This window comes from Priestia sp. JNUCC 25, assembly GCF_053667915.1.
In genome coordinates this window covers 2,326,531-2,350,025 of sequence record NZ_CM132211.1, presented here as the reverse complement: position 1 = coordinate 2,350,025, position 23,495 = coordinate 2,326,531, and the positions used below count along the sequence as shown (strand labels likewise).

Here is a 23,495-nt window from a genome sequence, read left to right as displayed (position 1 = left end):
CGTAGGTTTCATGTATGTATTTGATTCTAGCTGTTGATTGGATGGGTTTAGTTATGTCTCCGTCTCTTTTTAGGTGTAATACAAATTTTATCATTCAACAATCCCTACAATGAATCCATCATAGCCTTTGCTTCCAACGGTTTGTATAGCCGTGGCGCTGATTCGTTTTTCTTGAGCCAGAGCATTCATAAATTGACGAATTCCCTTTACATTTTCATCTTCACTTTCTGAGTTCACCACATGCCCTTGACGAACAACATTATCACAAATAATCAGACTTCCTCTTTTCGATAATTCTAGAGCCCACTTTAAGTAATTTGGGTTATTCGGCTTGTCAGCATCAATAAAGATAAGATCAAACGGATCTGTTCCCCTATCTTTTAATACAGCTAATGTATCAAGCCCGGGGCCGACAATGACTTCTACTAAGTGGCTTACTCCCGCTCTTTTTAAATTAGCTCTTGCTACTTCTGCATGATGAGCGCTTAATTCGAGCGTAATCAGCTGCCCGTCTTTCGGAAGAGCTCTGGCTAGCCAAATCGTGCTGTACCCTCCAAGAGTACCAATTTCCAAAATGCGTTTAGCTCCTTTTAATGAAGCTAACAAATGCAGAAACTTTCCTTGACTAGGCGATACGTCGATGGCAGGTAATTCAGCTTCTTGATTTGCCTTCAATACCTCATCAAGAATAGGGTCAGGTTGTATAAGCTTATCATTCATATAAAGATCCACTTCATTCCAAATTTCATATATAGACATTTCCATACTCCTCCACATAAGTGATAAAAGCTTTATTATTTCAAAGATACGAATATGTTCTTCTCATATTCAGCTTGTTGCCGTAATCGTTCGTATTATGAATGTGTTCTAGCTCTCTCATAAACTATCCTGCTCGCTCTTAAAAAGAATTGTTATATGTCCATAAAAAAAGACCTTCAGAGAGGTCTTTTTTATCTTTAAATAATCGTAACTTTACTAAGATCTATCTTGGCACTTTTTAAAAAGTTATATGTCAATTTATCCATTTTTGCACTTTCAAAATCGGATTTCTTTAAATCTGATCCCCGAAACTGTACATTTAGCAAAGTTGCGTTGCGAAATGAGGCTTTTTTTAATGATGTCCCTTCAAAGATTGTTCCGTTAAATGTTTCTTCGTCAAATACAACGTCTGTTAAATTACATTGCTTAAAGTACGTGTTGTCATAGATACAGCCTTTAAAACTAGCCTGTTTAAAATTTGCCCATTTAAATTGTACGCCTGTCAAATTAACCTGATGAAATATTGCTTTCGTTAAATTGCTGCTTTTAAACATGCTGTCTGTAAGATCTGCGTAGCTAAAATCAGATTCATTCAAATTACTTGCATTAAATTTCCCTTTATACACCGATACAGAACGAAAATCAGATTTTGTAAGCTCGGTCTTTGAAAAATCCATAGGGACGGTTTGCTTTAATTCCTTTGTTTCTACATTTATTGATTGAATCAGTTCTGTGATATCACCGATAGAATTGATTGTCATATAATAAGCCTGTTCTTCATTATGCCCGTCTTTTCTGTAATCTGTAAATTAAAATACACTAATTTATAATTGAACATATGTAAACAGCTTAACCAGTAGAAAATAGCCGGTAGAAACGTACCGGCTATTTTCTAGGAGAGACCTTATTCTTCGTTATAACTGAGCTTAAATACTATCGGCGTACTTTCTGCTGATATTTTCCAAACCATGTGATGATACCCCTTGCTCCAGTAATCTTTTATTAAATAATCAGGGATTCCAAATATGTTTTTCCATACTTCCTGAGCATTTTTGTATCCGCTGTCCAAACAAATTTTTTTAATTTCTTTGCTTTGAAGCGTAAGCAGCATAGTATGTAAAAGCAGTGTCCCTACACCTTTTCTTTGGTACTTTGGATGAACAAAAACTGTGCCGATTTCAATCCATCCTTGCAGCTCTCCTTTTGTACACGCCGTAATTAATTCACTAGCAGGACCATATTCGATACATCCAATAATCTTATTGGTGCACTTATCTATTCCAAGCCAAAAGAATCGATGTTTTCCACCGCTATCGAGGTCACTTTTTAAATATTGTTCTTTACTTTCAATTTCTATTTGTATATCGTTCACCATGTCAGATAGACCCTCTTTATGAAAGGTATCTGTGATTACTTCATTAAAAAGCTCGTGGAGTTCTGCGCTGTCTTCTGTTTTTGGTCTTCTTATTTCAATATGATGCAATGTTCATTCCTCCTTGTTATTTTGTTATTTTGTTATTTCACGTCAGAATATGAAGCTTTACCATTATTATTTGTTATTTATCAATCTATGTTGATAATCCTTTTCTCTTTCTACTGTTTTTCCAATAAAAAAGCACGAGAAACTTTGAGTTCTCGTACTTTTTTATAATATGGATTCTACTTTTCTATTGGGAAATGTTAATACTGATTCACAAAGCTCTGGATTTTACATACGAATTCAGAAAGATTCTCCTTTATCTCTTTATCCTCTGTTTTCTCTACTTGCTCCTGTATGGCATCAATCATTAAACGTGCTCTTTTAGGATCTATAGAGGCCGGCTGGCTGCTGTTGTTTGATAGACTTTTCAAAATTTGATTAGTCATTTTGTTTTTATCATGAATATAAAATAATATTTGAGGAACTTGATTAATTAACAAATTTACGTATCTGCGAAACTCCTCTATCTCATATAATTCTCTTGAATTACCTTTAAAGCCATCAACGGAAAGCATAAGACTCTGGTAGCCTTTATCACTGCGTTGATTAAGTGTTTTAATCACTTTCAAAAACCGATCGAACTTTAGATAACGTATTTCGTCTTTCCTTAATTCTAAAAATTCAATTTCTCCTTTTTCCAAAAAGGGATCTTTGATAAGACTATTATCATTCATATACATTCTCTCCCTACTAATTTATTAGTTGCAGAGCTTGTTTTGAATTCATTTGTCTATCGTTTTAATAATTGTTTACCTCTTTTAGGCCCGTTTTAAAACCTTTATTTGTAAAACGCTTACATAAATATTCTCATTTGCCTGACGTGTTGACGGAATTCTGATTATTATCCGATAAATGACGAATGAAAAAGAGCTCCTTTACAGAAGCTCTTTTTTAAAAAATATAGGGATGCTGATAACTTTATATCTTATTTGCTTCTTTTAATACTGCTAATAAGTATTCCCATGTCTTAATAGTAGACGGAATGCTCAGGTGTTCATCAGGTGTATGAACGTCGTACATATCAGGACCGAGCGAAATGGCGTCTAATCCAGGGATTTTTTCCAGGAAAATACCGCATTCAATTCCAGCATGGATGGCGATGATCTCCGCCTCTTCCCCATACTTTTCTTTGTAAACCTTTTTACATAATTCACGAATTTTTGAATCTCCATTGTACGCCCATTCAGGGTAATTACCTTTTGTTTCAACTCTTCCTCCGATTACTTGAGCAAGTATGTGCACTTGACTTACTATTTTTTCTTTTAAGCTTTTTACTGAGCTGCGGATTTCATTTTGAAAAACAATCTCAGACTCTGTCGTCGTAATCACACCTAAGTTGGTAGAAGATTCTACTAATTCTTCGATATTCATACTCATGCTTTGAACGCCGTTTGGTGTTAGCATAATGGCTTGTACAATTCGTTCTGTCGTTTCTTTTGTAAAACATTTCTCAACGGAAGAAGATTTGTTTATTTTCACATATACGCTCGGATCAGCCGCTTGTAATTCATTTTTTACTATTTCGTTCCACTCACGAATCTTATTTTCTAGCTTTCCTACCTCAGAAGGCTCAACTGATAGAATTGCTTCTGATTCACGGGGAATCGCATTTGATTTTAATCCTCCACTAATGCTGCTTAAAGAATAGGGAAGTTCTTGTTGTAAATCATATAAAACTCTCCCTAGCAGTTTATTAGCATTTCCTCTTTCTTTATCAATTTCCATTCCAGAATGTCCGCCGCGCAATCCACCGATGCTTAAGCTATATGTTTCTGAGTTATCGGAAGACGATTCCCAGTCTACGGGAATACGAAGCACGCCTTTTACCCCGCCTGCGCTGCTGACAAGCAGCTTTCCATCTTCTTCTGTATCAAGGTTAATAAAGATTTTCCCTTCAAAATGAGCTGGATTTACAGCAATGGCTCCGCCCATAGTTGTTTCTTCTTCAGTAGTAATGACTACTTCAAGAGAAGGGTGAGCTATATCATGAGCATCTAGTAAAGCCAGTGCATATGCAACGGCAATCCCGTTGTCAGCTCCTAGCGTAGTACCATTTGCATAAAGCATATCTTCCACAATTCGCAGTTGAAGCGGATCTTTCTCGAAATCATGCACAGTTCCTTTATTTAACTCGCATACCATGTCCATATGTCCTTGCAAAATGATGGATGGAGCATGCTCATACCCTTTAGTTGCCGGCTTTTTAATAATTACATTTAAAGCCTCGTCTTGTATAACTTCAAGGCTTCTTTCTTTTGCAAAAGAAACTAAATAGTCACTAATTTTCTTTTCATTTCCAGATTCTCTAGGAATAGCTGAAATTTCGTTAAAAAAATAAAAAACCGGATGTTTAATTAGTTCATTTACTGTTTGCACCATATGTATCATCCTTTCTAATCTGTAGGCTTTTTTATCATACTATTTATCTTTACAGGAGAAATAGTATAAGGCTTCTTTTATGTATCGCCTAGTTATATTTTAACGTTGATTAACTCGATAGAATAGATATAACATAAAAAAGCATAAAGAAGCTCATTAGACTCCTTTATGCTTTTAATGACTTATTCTATTTTTTATTGAGCTGTATATCCGCCGTCCATTACTACCGCTTGACCAGTTACACCTTTTGCTTTATCACTCGCTAAGAAAATAGCATAGTCAGCAATTTCGCTCACGTCTAGTAATCTTTTTTGAGGGACTAAAGGATAAATAACTTCTTCAAGCACACTCTCTAATGGTACATTTCTTGTTTTAGCTAAACCATCTAACTGACCTCTCACTAGTGGTGTATCCACATAGCCAGGACAAAGTGCATTCACCGTAATACCGTGTGCTGCGCCTTCAAGAGCAGCTACTTTTGTTAGCCCAATTACACCGTGTTTAGCACTGTTATAAGCTGCTTTGCCCGCAAAACCGATTAAACCGTTGATAGAAGAAACGTTAATAATACGTCCGAACCCTTGTTTTTTCATAATCGGAAACGCGTGCTTAATCGCCATAAATGGAGCTGTTAGCATAATTTTGATCATTAACTCATATTTTTCAGTTGGAAACTCTTCGATTGGAGAAACATGCTGCAAGCCAGCGTTATTAATGAACGTATGAACCGCTCCAAAATGCGCGTTTGCTGTTTCAATTAAATGTTTGATTTCTTCTTCTTTTGTTACATCGGCTTTGACACCAAGCGCTTCAAATCCAGCTTCACGAAGATTTTGTGCTGCAGCTTCTACAGCAGCTTGATCAATGTCGGATAACACAATTTTTCCGCCGTTTTCTGCGAATCGTTTACCTATTTCAAACCCAATTCCTCTTGCTGCTCCTGTGATTACAATTACTTGATTTTCAACCATGTGTATTCTCCTCCTGTTTTTAAATAATACCGGCTGCCGCTAATGCGACTCCTGCAAATAAAGCGATTGTTGGAATGATAAATGCAACAACAAATACGTCTTTATAGGTTTCTTTATGCCGAAGACCAGTTACGGCTAACAGCGTTAACAACGCACCGTTATGCGGTAAAATAGATGCACCTGACGCAACGCTTGCAATACGGTGCAGAGCGTCAGCACTTAAATTTGTCGTTTGAGACAAGTGATACCACGTATCTCCTAATGCTTGAAGCGCAATACCCATACCGCCGGATGCTGAACCCGTGATCATCGCTAGCACTTGAACACTTAACGCTTCTGAAACGAGCGGATTACTCGAAACATTTAGCAACACATGCGTGACATCTTTAAAATCTGGAACTGCTGTAATAACCGAGCCAAAACCTACTGCTGCACTCGTATTAATAACAGCCATCACGGATCCTTTTGTTCCTTCATTTATAGAAGAAATAAACTTCTTATAATGTTTAAAATTAATAAGTAAAATAGAAAAAATACCAATTAATAACGAAACGATAGGCTCCCATTTTAAAACGTTTAATGCCACGACAACGACAATCAGCGGTAAAATAGCTAATATTACATTCATCGAGTCCTGCTCTTCACTCGCTGCGACTGATGATTCATTAGGCTCGGTAAACCCTTGATTTTTAGCTTTTAATTTTTTATCGCGATAAGCTAACCATAAATATCCTCCCACCGCCATAATAAGACCTGAGACCATTCCAATAATCGAACCGGACATTGCATTGGTTTTAAATGTAGCAGTCGGGATCAGATTTTGAATTTGAGGCGTACCTGGAATCGCTGTCATTGTAAACGTAAATGCTCCGAGTGCAATGGTTGCTGGCAGTAAATTTCGCGATACGTTAGCTTCTCGAAATAGCGCGATTGCTAAAGGATAAATCGCAAAGACAACAACGAATAGACTCACTCCGCCGTATGTCAAAATAGCTGAAGCAATCAGCACCCCTAAAATGGCTCTTTTACTTCCAAATAATTTAGCAATACGCTGCGCCAACGATTTAGCTGCGCCTGTATCTTCCATTAGCTTTCCAAAGACGGCTCCTAATAAAAAGATGGGGAACCATTTTGCAGCGAAATCTACAAACCCTTCCATATACACATCTGTATAAGTAGGCAGTACTTTTAAACCGCTAAAATAAGCAACGAACGTAGCTACAACAGGCGCCACCCAGATAATAGACCATCCTAGATAAGCAAAAAACATCAACAATAACAATCCTACAATAATAACCACACGGTAACCTCCTTTCCTTTTTAATACATATACATAATGGGCTATTTCACAACACAACAAGTTTACACCCGTTATTTTCATAAGTAAAATGAATAAAAGGAATCAAAACTATGAATAAAAGTGGTAGTTTATTTAAAAATCCACACTCTATTATTTTTCCCCTATAATTTTACTCTGAGTAGAAGCTATAAAATACACTTCCTTCCTTTTTCCTTGTACAAGCTAAGTTTTTTTCTTTCACATCCCGCTTTCTTCCTGTATTTTCTTTTCTTTTATAAGTTTTTCCGAACATATAGATGGGTATTTGAATGTTATGACACAGAAAAAGAGGCGATCTTATGCTACATTTCATAACAGACTTACTGAAACAATTTGGAATTTGGGGACTTTTAAGCGGACTGGCCATTGAGGCTTCCTCCCTGCCGTTTCCTGGTTCTCTTCTCACCCTTACCTACGGATACTTATTAAACATGCACATAGTGAAATTATTATTAATCGCTTTTGCAGGAAGCGCCGTTTATACAGCTTTTAGCTTTATACCTTATGGGATAGGCTATAAATTAGAGGATAAGGTAAAGAAAAAATTATCAAAGAAGAAAAAAGCATTTGAGAAATCACAAAAATGGTTTAAAAAATGCGGATTATGGAGTATTGCGATTGCTCGTCCTTTAGGGCTCGGCAACTACATTTCCTACCTTTCAGGGCTATCTAAAGTGAAACCTATGCCGTTTGCTCTGCTCACATTTCTTGGTATCTTCCCTTTGAATATTGCCATGCTTTGGTTAGGACAAATCGGAAACTTTAAGTCCATTCAATCTTTTATCTCAGATGCACAAACCTATATTTTAATTGCAGCGGTAGTGGCCGTATGCGGATTTTTAATTTATAAGTTCTATTTTAAAAAAAGCAGCTGCAGCGAACAGTCTAGTTCAATGTAAGAGTATAAAAAAAGACCCCTTGGGGTCTTTTTTTATCAAATAGAAATAACACCTAAAATTAATGCAGCTATTGTCATCACTGCCGTAGTTCCTAGCGCCCACTTAATTAAAAAGCGTTGCAAATCACTAAATTCAATTCCTACCATTCCAATTAATAAGTGAGCTGCTGCTACCAAGGGACTTATCACGTGAACAGGTTGCCCTAAGATAGCAGCTCTTCCAATTTCAGCTGCGCTAATGCCATAACTTTCGGCAGCTTGAGCAATAATCGGCAATACGCCAAAATAAAAGGCATTATTAGACATAAAAAATGTAAATGGAGCACTTAAAAATGCTACTACAACTGGCAAAAAAGGGCCCATTGCATCTGGGATTATTCCTACAAGTGTATTTGCCATAGCATCAATCATCTTTGTTCCAGACATAATTCCTGTAAAAATACCTGCTGCAATAACAATTGAAACGACAGCTACCGCATTATTTGCATGAGATGAAATTCGCTGCTGTTGATCTTTGATGTTTGGATAATTTATTAATAATGCAATAGCAAACGCTACCATGAACAAAAGCATCAGCGACATAAAGTCCATAATTAAGCACACCATAAGACTAATGGTAAGGAGAAAATTAAACCATACTAACTTAGGGTGTCGATAGTCTGAATGTTGCGCTGTTCCCTCTAATTCATGTGCATGTGCAATTTCATTTGCAGAATGTTTAATATTGATAACTCCTAACCTTTTTCTTTCCCTTCTTCCAAGGACAACAGAAACAAACAGCACCCATAGAAGCCCAAAACCCATTACAGGTATTAAAGGCAAAAACAACTGAGACGAATCTAAATTTAATGAACTCATAGCCATAGCAGAAGCACCTCCCCACGGAGTCATATTCATAACTCCCATAGATAGCATCGCAACTCCTGCTAGGATAAGCGGATTCATTTCTAGGCGTTTATATAATGGAAGCAAAGAAGAGACCGTTATCATATAGGTAGTAGTTCCATCGCCATCTAAAGCAACCATCATTGAAAGAACAGCAGTTCCGACGACGATTTTTAGAGGATCTCCTTTTACAACCTTTAAAATGAATGAAACGAGAGGGTCAAACAATCCTGAATCAATCATTAATCCAAAATATAAAATAGCAAATAAAATCATAATAGCTGTAGGAGCGATATCTTTTACACCCTCTAGCATCATAGGTCCCATTCCACTAGCAAAACCACCTATTAAACCAAATATAATTGGAATAATGATAAGAGCAACCATGGGGGTAAGTCGTTTTGACATAATTAAATACATGAATACTGCAACCATTAAAAATCCTAATAAAGAAAGCACGGATATTTTTCCTCCTTTTTGATAACGTTTTCATTTTTTTGTTTGCTACACGTTACTAAAAAGGTATCACCTGTTAAACCAGGTTCATAGATAACCACCATAAGTTTAATATCTTTTATAAAAGTAATTCTTTTCATTTTTTTCATGCATCATTTTTACATAAAAACGAGATAGCGGACAAAGAACCGCTATCTCGTTTTTATGCAAAATTAGTTACTCGGTATTTCCGCTCAGGCCTCCCTACACTTCCATACACTATTTCCACCTGCATTTCTTTACAAGATACTAAATACTCTAAATACCTTCTCATTGTTGAATAACTGATACCTACTAGTTGAGCAAACTCATCTACATTCAAGCTCTGCTGAACTTCACGAACTTTATCTCTTACTAAACGAAGAGTATGTTTATCAATCCCCTTAGGAAGTTCTGTTACTGCAGCTGCTGATTGAGTGTGGCGGTTATGATGTGTTCTAAATAAATGGTCTATTTTGTCTTGGTTAATCATTTTATTTTCGGTTAATTCTATTCTCGTAGACTGATAATGTTTTAAAGTAGATAAAAATTTATCAATAATTACAGGTTTCACCAAATAACCAAATGCTCCTCCTCTTATTGCTTCCCCTACTGTTTCAACATCATTGGCTGCCGTTATTAAAATAATATCGATTCCTCGATACTTCTTTCTGATTTCCCATAGCAGTTCCACTCCGTTGATATCTGGTAAAAAGACGTCTAATAAAATTAATTGCGGCGTAAATATTGTTAGTAATTCTAAAGCCTGTTCTCCAGATCCTGCTGTCGCAACAACAGTGAAATGCTCTAGTTTCTTAGTAAACTGTTCATAAATTTGTGCAGCTGTAGAATCATCTTCTATAATCATGACATTAATTTGATTTTCAGTCATATCGATTCTTCCTTTTCATTATTTAATAGCTTTGGGATAACTAATGTGAATCTTGCCCCTTGTAACATACTTTTGCTTATGTATAGTTCACCTTTAAGCAGCTCTACAGATCTTTTAACAATAGTCAATCCAATTCCGTGATTTTCACCTTTTTTCGTTGTGTAACCATCTATAAAAATCATATTTTCTACTTCTTTTGATATCCCTTGTCCATTGTCTTCAACTTCAAAAATCAGGTCATTTCCTACATCTGTAAAAGATACCAGCACGTTCCCTTTATGTTCTCGCACAGCTTCGAGCGCATTATCAATTAAATTCCCCAAGATAGAAACAACGTTTTTTGCGTCTTCGATATCTAAAGTACTTGTTAAGTTACTATCTTGGTCAATTTCTAAAGTAACGTCTAATTCTTTCGAACGATTGATCTTTCCAAGTAAGCATGCCGCAATCAAAGGATCCTTTACAGAAGACATTAAAAAAGAAATAATATCTTGGCGTTCCTTTACCTCTGATGAAATCATTTGCATGACATGCTCATACTTCTTTAACTTTAACAATCCATAAATCACGTTCAGCTTATTTAAAAATTCGTGATTTTGAGCACGTAAATTATCAGAAAACATCTTAATTTTAGAAATCTCTTCTGTCAATTCTTCAATTTGAGATAAAGTTCTTATAGTAAGGACGATACCCTGCACTTCTTTTTTTCTTACAATAGGAGATAAATCTAAAATATACTGCTGACCATCTAGTACAAGGGACTGGTTAGAATACACCCGCTGCTTTTCTATCGCTTGATTAATTAGCTGTCCTAAACGGGCGTTCTTTATCTCTCCTCCTATTTGAAGATGACCAAATAGTTCTCTAGCCCTTCTGTTCATCGACGTTACATATTTTTCAACATTTACAGTAACAGTAGCATCTCGAATAGATTCAAGGGTAGCCTCTTTTTCTTTAAAAAGAAAGGAAATCTCCTCCGGTTCCAGTCCAAATATTAGTCTTTTTACCCGCCTTGCAATAAAAAAAGCTCCAAATACTCCAATAAGAAAAGGAATACAGGACAATTTAATAATTTTTATCCTATAATCATTAATCTGTTTTTCTATATTGCTTACAAGAAACCCTACCGACGAAACGCCTATTACGTTTCCTCGGCTATCCCATATGGGGGTTTTGGCTTTAATTGCAAAGCCTGAAATTCCTTTTCCTTTATAAATAATGGATTGATGCTTCTTTAAAGAAGCTTCGTTGCTTGTTTTGGTATGTTTTCCAATATAGCTACTATTGGGATGAGAATAGCGGATTCCTTTATCATTAGCGATGGTGACGTAATCTGCCCCAGTGGTTTTTCTTATTTTTTCTGCAGCAGGTTGGATCTGCTCAGAAGGATTTTTATTCTTAAAAGCTTTTACAATCATTTTGTCTTCAGAAGCTAATTTTGCTACTGTCATAGCTTGCTTACCTACATATTTTTCAACAATTTCATCTATCATTGCAGAAAATAAAATGCATACAAGGACGGTACTCACAAGAATAACTACCGTAATAAGTAATGTAATTTGGGCAAGTAAGCTAGGTCTTCTATTCACATTTGGAAAACGCATACATTCCTCCTTTTAATGAAATGAAATTTCGGCTGTTGTTTCAAGTGTAGCATAAAAGCAAAAAAGTTTAGCACCCAACTTCAAATGTTTATAAACATACTTCTAAAGGGAAAAATAAATCAAATAAACGCTTGACTTAAAGTATACTTTAACAATTATAATCAATTCGAAAACATCGAAAATGGAGGAATCAACATGAAATATACAGTAATCACTGGCGCAAGTTCAGGAATTGGATATGAAACAGCTTTAGCTTTTGCAGCACGTGGAAAAAATCTTATATTGGCTGCACGTAGAGAGGACAAGCTAGAAGAGTTAAAAAGAAAAATTGAAGAACTGAACCAAGATGTAAATGTTATTGTCCAGTCGATTGATTTATCCGTGGCAGAAAATGCTCATACGTTTTATGAGTCACTCAAAGAGTATGAATTAGAAACTTGGATTAACAATGCTGGATTCGGAAACTTTGCTTCTGTCGGTGAACAAAAATTAACTAAAATTGAAACAATGCTTCATTTAAATATCGAAGCCTTAACCATTCTTTCTTCTCTATTTGTAAGAGATTATGAAAACGTTGCAGGTACCCAGCTTATTAATGTCTCTTCTGGAGGCGGCTACACCATTGTTGCTGATGCAGTCACTTATTGCGCAACAAAATTCTACGTAAGTGCATTTACAGAAGGTCTTTCTCAAGAATTAAAAGGGAGAGGAGCAAAAATGCAGGCTAAAGTTCTAGCTCCGGCGGCTACTGAAACAGAATTTGCACAGCGTTCGATGGATATGAGTGATTTTGAATACGAAGGACGAGTACCTAAGTTTCATACGTCAAAAGAAATGGCTGCTTTTATGCTGGATCTTTATGATAGCAATAAAACGGTAGGACTTGTAGATGGAGTGACTTACAAATTTCAATTAAAAGATCCTATCTATCCATACGCAGACAGAGCGACAAGCTCAGATTCTTAAACAAAAAACACCCTTCCAAGGGTGTTTTTTTATGGCCGTTTAAATGAGTAACTATCTTGTTTATGTAATGAAGATGCTTAAAGATAATCTTTTCCTATTTATCTTTCCACGCTTTACTTCTTGATTTTTGTTTCACTTTTTTGCACATACTAACCGAACGGAGGTGACGAAAATGGGTACAAAAAAATCTGCTAACCGCGGTCAAGTAGCTCCTGGTGTTAACCCTCAAGGACACGGAAAAGATGTTGAATTTTCAACAGAACCGAAAAGTGAACTTGAAAACAAAGCGAAAAAATCAAATACCAAAATTTAATTAAAAAGGAGAAGAGTACTCTTCTCCTTTTTCTCCCTCTTAACTATTTTTTCAAAAACAAACTCCCCAGATCGTTTCCTCCTTTCTGCTTCTTATAAAATTGGATCAACAGTATAAAAAAGTATACTATACAACAAAAATGTGCGTACTTGTTAGAATGATTTATATAATTTATGATAAATCTGCAAACGGATTTTATGACAAATTGTATGTTAACTGGCTGTTAATTGTAAGCTATACAGGGTATAGCTTACTCTGAACAGTTCATCACTAAATATTTTTACAGAAAGGTTGTTTACACATGAACAATACAGATAAAAAACAAGAAATTTTAGACGCATTTAACTTTCGTCATGCTACAAAAGAGTTTGATCCAACGAAGAAAATTTCCGATGAAGATTTCCAATTCATTTTAGAAACAGGGCGCTTATCTCCAAGCTCAGTAGGTTATGAGCCGTGGAAGTTTTTAGTCGTTGAAAATAAAGATTTAAAAGAAAAATTAAAAGCTGTTTCTTGGGGAGCACAAGGTCAAATTCCTACAGCAAGTCATTTTGTTATTATTCTTTCTCGCACAGACGCAAGATATGACTCTGAATATGTATTGGATCTTCAGAAAAACGTAAAAGAAATGCCCGATGATGTATTAGAGACATTAATGCCTCGTTATAAAGATTTCCAAGAAAATGATTTTCACTTGTTCGAAAGCAAGCGAGCGCTTTTTGATTGGGCTAGCAAACAATCTTATATTGCACTAGCTAATATGATGACATCAGCTGCTCAAATTGGTATTGATTCTTGTCCGATTGAAGGATTTAACTATGACCAAGTACATGAAATTCTAAAAGAAGAAGGATTACTAGAAGACGGTAAGTTTGATATTTCCGTTATGGTTGCGTTCGGCTACCGAATTCATGAACCTAAACGTGGAAAAACGAGAAGAAGTATGGATCAAGTTGTAGAGTGGATAAAATAGTAACAAAAAAAAGAAGGGCTGACAGCAATGTCACCCCTTCTTTTTTATATCTTTATATGCTGCTATAAAGGCAGCAGGATCGGTGTGTATGGTATAAGCGAACATCCCTTGATTTGTATGTAAGTATAAAAAGCCGCTTTCTTTTGAAACGCATTTGTAAGAGATGTCAAATATGCTGTTAATGTGAAAGCAATCATTCTCTGTTTGAATATTATCAGTATATAAGCACATGTCTTTTGAATGCTGAATCGTCACCTTTTGTGTTCGTTTTATTTTTCTTTCAACGTATGTATAAGGAATAATAGAAATAATGCTCATAGCACCGCTCAAACCCCTCCCTCATGAATGTTTTTCTTTTAAAAGCCAAAACAACTTGTTAACAAAACTCTAACACTTACCAAAAAACAATTCCAGAAATACTCTTTCTGGAATTGTTTTCAAGATTGTTTCTCTTTATTTTCTTCACCTTTGCAAAAGTCGATATTACTGTTTGTCATAGAGGCAATAGCAGGAGAGCCGTTTCCAAACGAAAAACAAGCTCCTACCGATTTTGTATTTGCCGTGTGACTATTTTGTACAACACAGCCTACGCTTACATTCGAATTGTCTTTTAACCCGTTAGTCACGATATTCTCAATGTTAATAATACAGCCCATTTTAACACCTCTTTCGTTTCTATTAACGTATGTCATCTCTGCATATATGTATAGGATGTTCGCCTATTAATGATAAGTTGTTTGCTGCAAAATAGAAAAAAAGAATCTTCGTATACCCTTTAAGCAGAGAAGACACTAAAATGATGTCTTCTCCTTAAGTGAATTTAACTTTTTACAGCTTTTTCCCAGTCTGATGCAAATTTTTCAATTCCTTGTTCTGTTAACGGGTGTTTTACTAATTGTTCAATTACGGCATACGGAATTGTAGCAATATGAGCCCCAGCAAGAGCTACTCGCGTGACGTGATCTGGGTGTCTGACTGACGCTGCTATAATTTGTGAGTCAATGTGCTGAATTCGAAATAGCTCTGCAATTCGAGATACCAGATAAACACCGTCTTCTGAAATATCGTCTAAGCGTCCTAAAAATGGCGATACGTATGTGGCACCGGCACGCGCTGCTAGAAGCGCTTGATTCACTGTAAAAATTAACGTTACGTTTGTTTTTACGCCTTTTTTAGCTAGATAACGGGTTGCTTCCAATCCAGCAATGGTCATAGGAAGTTTAATCGTTATATTTTTGTCTCCTCCATTAATTTTTATAAGCTCTTCTGCTTGAGCAATCATGTCATCTGCTGTTACTGTGTCGGGCGTGACTTCTGCTGAAACGGATTCTACTTCCGGGACGGTTTTTAAAATTTCTTCGATGCGATCTTCAAACTTTACGCCTTCTTTAGCTACTAGGGAAGGGTTTGTGGTAACACCTGATAATACCCCAATTTTATAAGCTTTTTTAATATCTTCCAGGTTAGCTGTATCAATAAAAAATTTCATCATGTATTCCTCCACTCGTTATGTTAAAAACAACTTTTCAGGGGCGTTTTTGCATGATTTTATGTTCAAATGGAATTGCCCTCTTCATATTGTCTTCATAAAATAAAATTTATTTCCTTTCAAATGCTGTATGTTTTTCTCCAAGTTTTCCCTCCCTTAAATTCATCGGAATAACTTTTATTTGCATGTATCATACTAATGATGTTGAAAAACCCCTCATATACCCCACTAAAAAACCTTCAGCATTTATGCTGAAGGTTGAGATACATTCTATTCTTAATTTTTTAGTCCTCTATAGCGAGCTGTTTTTAATTCTTGAACGTAGGGTTCAAAATCCGGCATCTCTACAGATCTCGCCAATTCTATTGCTTTTTCAATATCGTATGGAATACGCACAAATTGAATAGAAAATGCTGAAGGGCTTTCGTCTTGATCGTTTCCTTCTAAGATAAGATAGGAAGCTTGCGGTAAATCAAGCGGGTTTCCTACACTTCCTACATTACATAGCGTTTTCCCTTTAATATGTTGAATAAATGCATTATGTACATCTCCGTAACAGATAACATCCGGCTCTCTTGATCCTTTTATATTTTCCGTATATTCCGTATTAGCAAATAGACTAAGGCGCTTTTCAAGTGAATCCCAGGGTTGAATTCGATCATAAAGACTTCTAGGTGAAGCGTGAAACATTCTAATTAATTTTCCGCTCATCATAAACTCAACGGAAAAAGGAAGTTCCTTTAAGTATGCCTCTTGGGTTGAACTTAACTTCTTTTGATGCCATTTTAACGCTTCAAATTCCGCAGGCTTTGTAATAAAGTCATCCCAGTTTCCCATTACTGTTACTTCGCATTTTTCTTTTATGATATCAATCGTTTTACTTGAATCCGGTCCTTTTCCTACTAAATCACCTAGACAAATGATGCGATGGATATCTCGTTGTTGTATGTCAGCTAAAACTGCTTCTAATGCAGGAAGATTTCCGTGGATATCTGAAATAACAGCAATTTTGTCCATTGATTCCTCCACTCCTTTTTCATATGTATGTATTCAATTCTTTTCTTTATTATAACATTTTATAATAAGACCGTTTACTAAAACGGGTCCTCTTCATTTAACAAACAATGGTATAATCCGAACGGACATAAAAGGGAGGAATAAGAAGTGGATTTTTATAGATCAAGAAGAAATCTGTCTTCCTTATTTATTAACATAAAATAAAGGAGTACTGTAATATATTTATACGAGTACTCCTTTATTGGTAGTAAGGTAATATAGGAAGTCGTAAGATACCTCATTTATCTTGCGACTTTTGGTTTATAACTTATTGAACACCAACTGCGTCAAATGACTTACCTACTGAAATTACTTCTTGAGAGCCTGAACCGTATAAATCAGCAGCAGCTTGTACTAAACCTGCACGCGCTTGGCTAAACGTTGTAGACTGAGTGAAGTATAGCGTATTGGCACGGTAATAAATTTTTCCTAGCTTATCGCCGCCGATGCCTGTTACAGTAACCCCGTAATGCGTTCCTCCGTTAGCTAGCAAGTAGGCCGCTTTGTTGATAATACCGCTGTTTGTATGAACTCCGCCGTTGTCACTAGAACCTGTATAGCGCTTTGAATAATGATCCGGATCTCCATATTTTGCTGGGTTGCTCATTGAACGAAGGGCATCACCGCTTGTTCCAGGCGTATAAATATCTTCTCCAATTTCCCAATCTGGATTGCGGTTGTCATAGTATTCTACCAATGTTCCGAAAATATCGGAAATTGCTTCGTTTAATGCACCTGATTCATATTGATAGATTAAATTAGAACTTCTTTCTGTGACCGCATGCGTCAATTCATGTCCGATAACGTCTAATCCTCCTGATAACGGAACAAAAGTATATCCATCTCCATCTCCATATACCATTTGAGAGCCATTCCAAAACGCATTATTGTAGCCGCTGCTATAATGAACAGTCGATTTTAGCGGAGCTCCTGCATTGTCATAGGAGTTGCGGTTAAATTTGTTTTTATAATAATCATATGTCACACCTGCATAATAGTGAGCATCTACTGCAGCTGCATCGCGGGTTGCATTGTACGTATTATCGGTATCTGCCCATAGAGTACCCGGAAGAGATGTACGATTTTTTGCATCGTACGTATAGATTGTGGCGCCTCTTGTATTATCTTGTAAGTAGTAAGTAGAACTAGATAACGTTGTCTTTAAGGATTTAGTATCTCCAAGCACTCCTTTACCTGAGCCAATAGCATTTGTGCCTGTTACAGGTTTCGCTGCCGGCTTTGCCGCTTGCTTCACGTCGGCTTTTGGACCAGCTACGGAATCAATCGTATTGTACTTATCTAGCACTTTACCGTTAATAGCATCAACAAAGTAATAATAGTTGCCTGGTTCAGGGCTTAAGAAATTTAAATTTACTACATAAGCATACGTTGTGTCTGAACCATTTTGATAAACATACAGTTCAGATGAAGGGGATTTTTCATACGTCGGTTTAAAGCCTAAATCTTTTTCAGCTGCTTGAATCGCCTTTTTGCTGTCAACTTGCTTCTGTCCTTTTAGCTTTTCCTTTTTATCTAAATCAGGAGCTACTGTACCTGATACAACTTTTAAGGTTCCATCTTTCGCTACGTGTGCTAATTGAGTAGATCCCCATACAGGAATATTATTGTATACCTGCTGCAAGCGTACAACGGTTGCTTGTTCAACGGGATCTTTCACTACTTCTGTTACTTTAAACGAGTTTTGGGCATTTTCGTTTCCTAATTTATATTTGTCTTTATTTTTATTCATATAGTGAAATACGACGTCTTGAGCTTTCTGTGATGATGGGCCTGAGAGCTTCCCAGAAATAAACTCAGGAGATTTAATTTCTTTGTTGTACTTTTCAGTTGAAAGTACATTATTTGGCGCGGCACTGCTCGTATGTGCAAAAGCAAATGATGAAGAAAGAATACCAACTGATAATAATACCTTTAAAGCCTGTTTTTTCTTTTTCATAGTTTTTTCTCCCTATCCCTAGTAAATTTAATTACCGCAATTTTTCTGTTAATTGCGATAATTAGCAACATTATAGCAACTAAAAATTACTACGTCTATATATTATTTTAATATTCCTATTATTATGAAAATTAAAAATAAATCTTTACAATAAGTCTTTTTTACCTATTTAAACTATATGAAAATCATTTATGCTGATTTTCATACAAGTGAAATAATTCTTCTGGGCAGGTGATAAAAACTAGTAGCCTAGTTAGTGCTATTGGCTCTTACTATCAACTCTCTGAAGCATTTTACAAAAATTACTTATAAGGAAAATTATAAATTCTAGCCCATTTTTAAGACTTAAATCTACTGTTCCTATTCATTTTTTATTTTTTTAATCTATTAATTAAATTTTTTATATGTTTTTTATGTATGTTCACGACATTATTTCATTATAGTACTAAGGTTTTACCCATATAAAAAAGCACGAATCTACTAAATTCTTTGCAGATTCGTGCTTTTTTTATTTGAAACATGTACAACCAACGATAACTAATAAAACAAATAGTACAACGATTAATGCAAAACCGCCACCGTAATTACCGTAGCCGCCGTAACCGCCGTAGCCATAACCACCGCCGTAACCCCAGTTACAAAATCCCATTTGACTTCACCTCCGTAGCCTGTTTACTCTATAGCATATGTACAGGCTAGGAAAAATGTTAGCCCATTTATCGCCCTTTTATTACGATAAATTATTACGATAAAAAAGAGATTGAGACATAACGAAATTACTCCAATCAACCGCTAGAAACAACCAGCTGAATTAAACCCATGTTCACCATAAAAATAAAAAAATCCGAACGATGAATCGTTCGGATCTTCCTTCAACTAAAATACTTTTGTCCCAGCCTCTTTTAAGATAACAAATATTAACTTATTTACTTTTAGAAGCTTGTTCTTTAAAGCGAAGTATGTAATACGGAACAATACAGATAACCGCCAAAATGAGAGCCGTTAAACTGACTATGCGGGGATTATTAAGCCCAAAAGAATAGTCTCCAAAAGATGCTCCAATCGCAATAATAGCAAAAATAATATACAGAATACGAAATATGTTAATCCACTTTTTCTGTTTAATCGTAACCACTCCTTTGCTTATTTTACTTCAACATAGAATATTATAACTTTACTAAACAACTTGTTGCAAAATTTCTTCTTCCTTTAACTGATTACCTTTTAATCTAACGGTAAACAAATTTCCACACTCGTCCCTTTGTTTACTTCACTTTCAATACTAAGAGTTCCTTTATGCTGTTGGATAATATTAAAGCAGATCATTAATCCTAACCCGATTCCGTCTTCTTTAATACTGTAAAATGGTTCACCTAAATGTTTGATGCGTTCTTTTGAAATTCCTACACCTTCATCAATAATTTGAATATGAATATGATTGTTGTCCTTTTTTCTCAGCTCAACTTTAATTTCTCCTCCGGAAGGCATTGCTTCAATCGCATTCTTAAGAATATTTATAAACACCTGTTTCATTTGATTGCTTTCACAATATACAAAAGGCATTTCTCCATATGAGTTAAGTTCAATAAAGATGTTTTTCATGGTTGCTTGAGGCTGCAGCAATAAAATCACTTGTTGAATTAACAGCTGCAAATCAATCGACTGAAATGTTACGGCTTGTGGTTTTGCCACAGACATGAATTCATCTGTAATCATTTCAATACGCTCAATTTCAGAGGATATAATGTTCATATAGGTTAACTCTTCTTTACTTGCTTTTTCAGTTAATAACTGCATAAACCCTTTGATGGCCGTTAAAGGATTTCTAATTTCATGAGCAATAGCTGTAGCAAGCTGCCCGACCGCTGCTAATTTCTCAGATTTCTGCAGCAGCTCTTCTGTTTTTAAGTACTCTGTCCTGTCTCTTGAAACAATAAGAAGCACTTTTTTGTTTTCTATATTGAACAACTTCCCACTATATTCTAGTTTTTTTATTTCGCCAGACTTAAATGTAAACTGTGATTGCAGCGTAAAAGAAAGATTTCCGTTACGAATTTCTTCGACTGTTTTTTGAACAATGTCAGAATCTCTAGGTATAATACCGTGACAAGGCGTGGATAAAAGCTCTTCTCTCGTATATCCAAAGCGTTTACATCCAGCTTCGTTTACTTCAACAAAACGGGCAGGGAAATGATCCGAACCTATTTCAAGTAAATAAATCGCGTCGTTTGCATATTCAAATAACGTGCGGTACTTTAACTCACTTTCCTTAAGCTTACGATGCAGCAAATCAAGCTCTTGTTTAGCTTTTTTAGCTTCAGATATATCCACACATACTCCAGACAAACCTACCAACTCATCTTTCCCATTAAAAATTGGAGAAATGGTGATGCGAAGGTCTACCAAACTTCCATCTTTACGAGCTCTGACAACTTCTACTCGATTGATTGCCTCTTTTTCAGCAACAGTCTTTTTTATATTCTCATGTACATCCTTACTAAAAGCTCCTGCTATATCGTAATATTTTTTCCCAATGACTTCATGGGATTTCCATCCATATACTTTTTCATAGGCCTCATTAACTCGCAAGATTTGCCCTTCTAAATTAGTTATAATAACCGCATCCATGTGATGATTAATAAAAGACTCCAACTGTTCTTTCGTATATTCTAGTTCTTTTTTCATTATTCTGACAAAAAAAGAATCTTCTTCATCCTTACATGAATCTGATCCAGCATAAGCAGCTTCTTCTGCTACAGCGTAAAATTTACGATAAAATTCTATCGTCGCTACGGCTACTCCCAGTCCGAGAATTCCGAACACTAAATATTCTATTTCGCTATAAAACGGCGACTGAATAGGTGTATTCCAGAAGTAATTTGTCAATAAGACATGAACGATAAAATGAAGAAAGAAACAAAGAAGAGATTGTTTTAATAAAGAAAACTGCTTTTTATATCGAATAAGAGGAAGGGAAAACAAAAAGGTAAAAATTAAAATTAAGATAGTCAGTAACCAATGACTTTCTAAATAGATACTGCACACAGCCATAGTGATACCTGCAACTGCACCGGCTCTATAACCAAAGTATAGAACGGTCAAAATAAGAGGAAGAAAACGTAAATCATATGTAATCTGTTGATACGTAACGCTATACACCATAAGAATAGCAGAAACAATACTTGCATAAATACCACTCATCCATTTGTATTTATGGGCTAGACGCTGTAACAAAAATATTCGTATCGCAATCATAATACTGACAAAAAACGAAAAAATACATAAGTTAACAAACAATCCGCTACTAACCACTCCTTCTATTCCTCCTTTACTTGTAAATATGCGTAAAATAATTCCCTTATATAGAGAGTGTAACATGAATAAGCGCTGCTATTTATAAAATTAATAAAAAAACTAGTCTCGCCCGAGGCAAGACTAGTTTTTTATTATCTATGTTGGTCTTGATACATAGGTCCTTCTGAAATCATATTGCTTTCAGAAACGTACGTAGGATCTGAATGAGCATCTTTATTCAAGGTAGCATTTACCTGCTGTTTTTTAGATAAACTTGAAAGTTTTACTTTGGCACTTCGAAAAAGTCCTTTTACTTTTCGTCGTTTCGCAGCATCGCTTAATATATAAGACGTAATGCCGACTCCTACCGTGGATAATGTAATACCTGATATCAATGCTTTTTGTTTTCGTTTTCTCATAATAGCTCCTTCCTTGTACCTTTTTGAATCTTACAGTGACTTTTCCCTATCAGGTAATCTCTTAAACCAGATTATTCAGATTATTCACTTCTTTAACAAGACGCGGCAGTGTGTCCGCTCCTGCTATCCCATCTGAAAAAAGGCCATACCGATTCTGGAATTTTTTCACTGCAGCGATTAATTCATCTCCATAGAAACCGTCTGCTCCAAACTTCGGAAGAGAAAAACCTAGCGCAAGTAAGTTTTGCTGAATTTGTTTGACTCCTAACCCTCTATCACCTTTGGAATACACAAAGGGTCCTTTTGTATTATTCGTCATAGAGAGATTTGTTGTAACTTCTTTAAAAAATGAGTAGTCCATTTCATTTATATCCACATTTGTAGAAATTCCTTTTACTCTGCCAGAATCCGTATACTGAAACATTGCCCATCGCTGCCACTGACTTAGCTTACCAGGGTGCTGCATACCGCCTTGTCTGTTGGCTGCACTATATCTTGCTACCCACAAAGGATACTTACTTATTTCGTTTGTAAAAAAAGTTTTAGCAAAATGATAGTTCGTATATACGATAGGCTTAATCCCTGTTGTTTTGTGAACATGCCCGAGCCAGCTTACGGCAAAGCGAGAAACAAATTCTTTGGATTTTTTCTTATCTTCTTCTAAATCCAAACATGGCGGAAGGTCTAGTTTCATTTGTCCAAGCTGAGCAATAAAAAAAGCAGCTTCTTTCTCCGGGCTATTTGTACAGTGAGCATAATGATAAAACCCTACTCTCAAGCCCGCATTTTTAGCACCTATATAATTTTCATAGGATCTAGGGTCTACAAAAGTTCCACCTTCTGTTAACTTTATATACACCCCTTTTACTGAGGTGTTTTTTATTTCTTTCCAATTAATGATTCCTTGATGATGAGAAACGTCGAGAATAATAGGATTATTTGAATGTCGCCTTTGCATAGTTTTCACCTCTTTTGCTAGCTTCCTTATGTATACGACGAATCTCTCAAAACCCCTGTTTTTTCCGGATCCTGATATTCTTTTATAACGATGTGTAAAACGTTGCTCATTTGAATCGCTAAATAAGCTTCGTGCTTTTTGTCATAATAACGATACCATCCTTGTGTATGAATAATAGATTCCTCAAGCTCTTTTACATTTTCTGATTCAACCAATGTACTGATTGATTTTTCATTTCCAAAATAAAACTTCACTTCGTACGTCACTTGAATCCCTCCTTTATAAAAATGTAAATACCCTAATCGTATGTATTTGAATCTAGTGCAAGGTAGTGTAAAATTTCTTTTAATCCGCAGTTTCTTTTTATGTGTTTATTTAGAACAGTGTTT

24 protein-coding genes and 1 pseudogene are annotated in these 23,495 nt (G+C 35.7%); 4 read left to right on the top strand and 21 right to left on the bottom strand.

Features of this window, described 5'->3' with window-relative positions:
* Positions 1 to 90 precede the first annotated feature (90 nt).
* The 7 genes from JNUCC25_RS11920 to JNUCC25_RS11890 all read right to left on the bottom strand — a co-directional run bounded on the left by JNUCC25_RS11920 (position 91) and on the right by JNUCC25_RS11890 (position 6,889).
* Positions 91 to 777, bottom strand: a complete 687-nt coding sequence (locus tag JNUCC25_RS11920; RefSeq protein ID WP_035438961.1) for an O-methyltransferase — start codon at positions 775 to 777, stop codon at positions 91 to 93.
* Positions 778 to 956: 179 nt separating this feature from the next.
* Positions 957 to 1,520: a pentapeptide repeat-containing protein gene (locus JNUCC25_RS11915; protein ID WP_454223271.1), complete on the bottom strand. Its 564-nt coding sequence runs from the start codon at positions 1,518 to 1,520 to the stop codon at positions 957 to 959.
* 143 nt (positions 1,521 to 1,663) lie between these two features.
* Positions 1,664 to 2,242, bottom strand: a complete 579-nt coding sequence (locus tag JNUCC25_RS11910; protein ID WP_057273173.1) for a GNAT family N-acetyltransferase — start codon at positions 2,240 to 2,242, stop codon at positions 1,664 to 1,666.
* 197 nt (positions 2,243 to 2,439) lie between these two features.
* Positions 2,440 to 2,913: a hypothetical protein gene (locus JNUCC25_RS11905; protein WP_013057036.1), complete on the bottom strand. Its 474-nt coding sequence runs from the start codon at positions 2,911 to 2,913 to the stop codon at positions 2,440 to 2,442.
* 244 nt (positions 2,914 to 3,157) lie between these two features.
* Positions 3,158 to 4,618 carry an aminoacyl-histidine dipeptidase gene (locus tag JNUCC25_RS11900; RefSeq protein ID WP_029321750.1) on the bottom strand — a complete coding sequence of 487 codons (1,461 nt, stop codon included), beginning with the start codon at positions 4,616 to 4,618 and terminating at the stop codon, positions 3,158 to 3,160.
* A 194-nt stretch (positions 4,619 to 4,812) separates the two neighbouring features.
* The gene (locus JNUCC25_RS11895) at positions 4,813 to 5,589 is read right to left on the bottom strand and encodes a 3-hydroxybutyrate dehydrogenase (RefSeq protein ID WP_013057034.1); all 777 of its coding nucleotides are present in this window, start codon (positions 5,587 to 5,589) and stop codon (positions 4,813 to 4,815) included.
* Positions 5,590 to 5,608: 19 nt separating this feature from the next.
* Complete coding sequence (locus JNUCC25_RS11890) at positions 5,609 to 6,889, bottom strand: GntP family permease (protein ID WP_454223270.1); 1,281 nt, start codon at positions 6,887 to 6,889, stop codon at positions 5,609 to 5,611.
* Between the two features lie 338 nt (positions 6,890 to 7,227).
* Between JNUCC25_RS11890 and JNUCC25_RS11885 the strand changes: the two genes are divergently transcribed.
* Complete coding sequence (locus JNUCC25_RS11885; RefSeq protein ID WP_013057032.1) at positions 7,228 to 7,827, top strand: DedA family protein; 600 nt, start codon at positions 7,228 to 7,230, stop codon at positions 7,825 to 7,827.
* A gap of 35 nt (positions 7,828 to 7,862) precedes the next feature.
* Here JNUCC25_RS11885 and JNUCC25_RS11880 read toward each other — a convergent pair whose 3' ends face one another.
* The 3 genes from JNUCC25_RS11880 to JNUCC25_RS11870 form a co-directional block, all read right to left on the bottom strand.
* Positions 7,863 to 9,170 carry a CitMHS family transporter gene (locus JNUCC25_RS11880; protein WP_454223269.1) on the bottom strand — a complete coding sequence of 436 codons (1,308 nt, stop codon included), beginning with the start codon at positions 9,168 to 9,170 and terminating at the stop codon, positions 7,863 to 7,865.
* A 199-nt stretch (positions 9,171 to 9,369) separates the two neighbouring features.
* The gene (locus tag JNUCC25_RS11875) at positions 9,370 to 10,077 is read right to left on the bottom strand and encodes a response regulator (protein WP_029321744.1); all 708 of its coding nucleotides are present in this window, start codon (positions 10,075 to 10,077) and stop codon (positions 9,370 to 9,372) included.
* Entirely contained in the window at positions 10,074 to 11,681 is a 1,608-nt protein-coding gene (locus JNUCC25_RS11870; protein WP_064471675.1) for an ATP-binding protein, read from the bottom strand. Before JNUCC25_RS11870 ends, JNUCC25_RS11875 begins: the two co-directional genes overlap by 4 nt.
* A gap of 195 nt (positions 11,682 to 11,876) precedes the next feature.
* Between JNUCC25_RS11870 and JNUCC25_RS11865 the strand changes: the two genes are divergently transcribed.
* The 3 genes from JNUCC25_RS11865 (at position 11,877) to JNUCC25_RS11855 (ending at position 13,933) form a co-directional block, all read left to right on the top strand.
* Positions 11,877 to 12,647, top strand: a complete 771-nt coding sequence (locus tag JNUCC25_RS11865; protein WP_029321740.1) for an SDR family NAD(P)-dependent oxidoreductase — start codon at positions 11,877 to 11,879, stop codon at positions 12,645 to 12,647.
* A gap of 172 nt (positions 12,648 to 12,819) precedes the next feature.
* Positions 12,820 to 12,960 (top strand): small, acid-soluble spore protein L, encoded by a 141-nt coding sequence (sspL, locus tag JNUCC25_RS11860; protein ID WP_013057030.1) that lies wholly within the window; start codon positions 12,820 to 12,822, stop codon positions 12,958 to 12,960.
* A gap of 301 nt (positions 12,961 to 13,261) precedes the next feature.
* On the top strand, positions 13,262 to 13,933 hold the full coding sequence (locus tag JNUCC25_RS11855; protein ID WP_029321738.1) for an NAD(P)H-dependent oxidoreductase: 672 nt from the start codon (positions 13,262 to 13,264) through the stop codon (positions 13,931 to 13,933).
* Positions 13,934 to 13,963: 30 nt separating this feature from the next.
* Here the strand turns inward: JNUCC25_RS11855 and JNUCC25_RS11850 are convergent, their stop codons facing one another.
* From JNUCC25_RS11850 to JNUCC25_RS11800, 11 genes and pseudogenes are all read right to left on the bottom strand, one after another.
* Positions 13,964 to 14,251 carry a hypothetical protein gene (locus tag JNUCC25_RS11850; protein ID WP_029321736.1) on the bottom strand — a complete coding sequence of 96 codons (288 nt, stop codon included), beginning with the start codon at positions 14,249 to 14,251 and terminating at the stop codon, positions 13,964 to 13,966.
* Positions 14,252 to 14,370: 119 nt separating this feature from the next.
* A complete protein-coding gene (locus JNUCC25_RS11845) occupies positions 14,371 to 14,589 on the bottom strand; it encodes a spore germination protein (protein WP_029321732.1) in 219 nt (72 codons plus the stop codon).
* Between the two features lie 164 nt (positions 14,590 to 14,753).
* Entirely contained in the window at positions 14,754 to 15,422 is a 669-nt protein-coding gene (gene fsa / locus JNUCC25_RS11840; RefSeq protein ID WP_013057026.1) for a fructose-6-phosphate aldolase, read from the bottom strand.
* 276 nt (positions 15,423 to 15,698) lie between these two features.
* Positions 15,699 to 16,439, bottom strand: a complete 741-nt coding sequence (locus tag JNUCC25_RS11835; protein ID WP_013057025.1) for a metallophosphoesterase family protein — start codon at positions 16,437 to 16,439, stop codon at positions 15,699 to 15,701.
* A 307-nt stretch (positions 16,440 to 16,746) separates the two neighbouring features.
* A pseudogene (locus tag JNUCC25_RS11830) lies at positions 16,747 to 18,345 on the bottom strand (M4 family metallopeptidase); the annotation flags it as partial.
* Between the two features lie 598 nt (positions 18,346 to 18,943).
* Positions 18,944 to 19,084: a YjcZ family sporulation protein gene (locus JNUCC25_RS11825; protein ID WP_013057023.1), complete on the bottom strand. Its 141-nt coding sequence runs from the start codon at positions 19,082 to 19,084 to the stop codon at positions 18,944 to 18,946.
* A gap of 273 nt (positions 19,085 to 19,357) precedes the next feature.
* A complete protein-coding gene (locus tag JNUCC25_RS11820; protein ID WP_013057022.1) occupies positions 19,358 to 19,570 on the bottom strand; it encodes a hypothetical protein in 213 nt (70 codons plus the stop codon).
* A gap of 89 nt (positions 19,571 to 19,659) precedes the next feature.
* On the bottom strand, positions 19,660 to 21,747 hold the full coding sequence (locus JNUCC25_RS11815) for a PAS domain S-box protein (RefSeq protein WP_082888759.1): 2,088 nt from the start codon (positions 21,745 to 21,747) through the stop codon (positions 19,660 to 19,662).
* Positions 21,748 to 21,881: 134 nt separating this feature from the next.
* Positions 21,882 to 22,148, bottom strand: coding sequence for a hypothetical protein (locus tag JNUCC25_RS11810; RefSeq protein ID WP_064471674.1), 267 nt, complete (start codon positions 22,146 to 22,148; stop codon positions 21,882 to 21,884).
* Positions 22,149 to 22,209: 61 nt separating this feature from the next.
* Positions 22,210 to 23,106 (bottom strand): GH25 family lysozyme, encoded by an 897-nt coding sequence (locus JNUCC25_RS11805; protein ID WP_064471673.1) that lies wholly within the window; start codon positions 23,104 to 23,106, stop codon positions 22,210 to 22,212.
* 26 nt (positions 23,107 to 23,132) lie between these two features.
* Positions 23,133 to 23,372, bottom strand: a complete 240-nt coding sequence (locus JNUCC25_RS11800; RefSeq protein ID WP_013057019.1) for a hypothetical protein — start codon at positions 23,370 to 23,372, stop codon at positions 23,133 to 23,135.
* Positions 23,373 to 23,495: the final 123 nt, after the last annotated feature.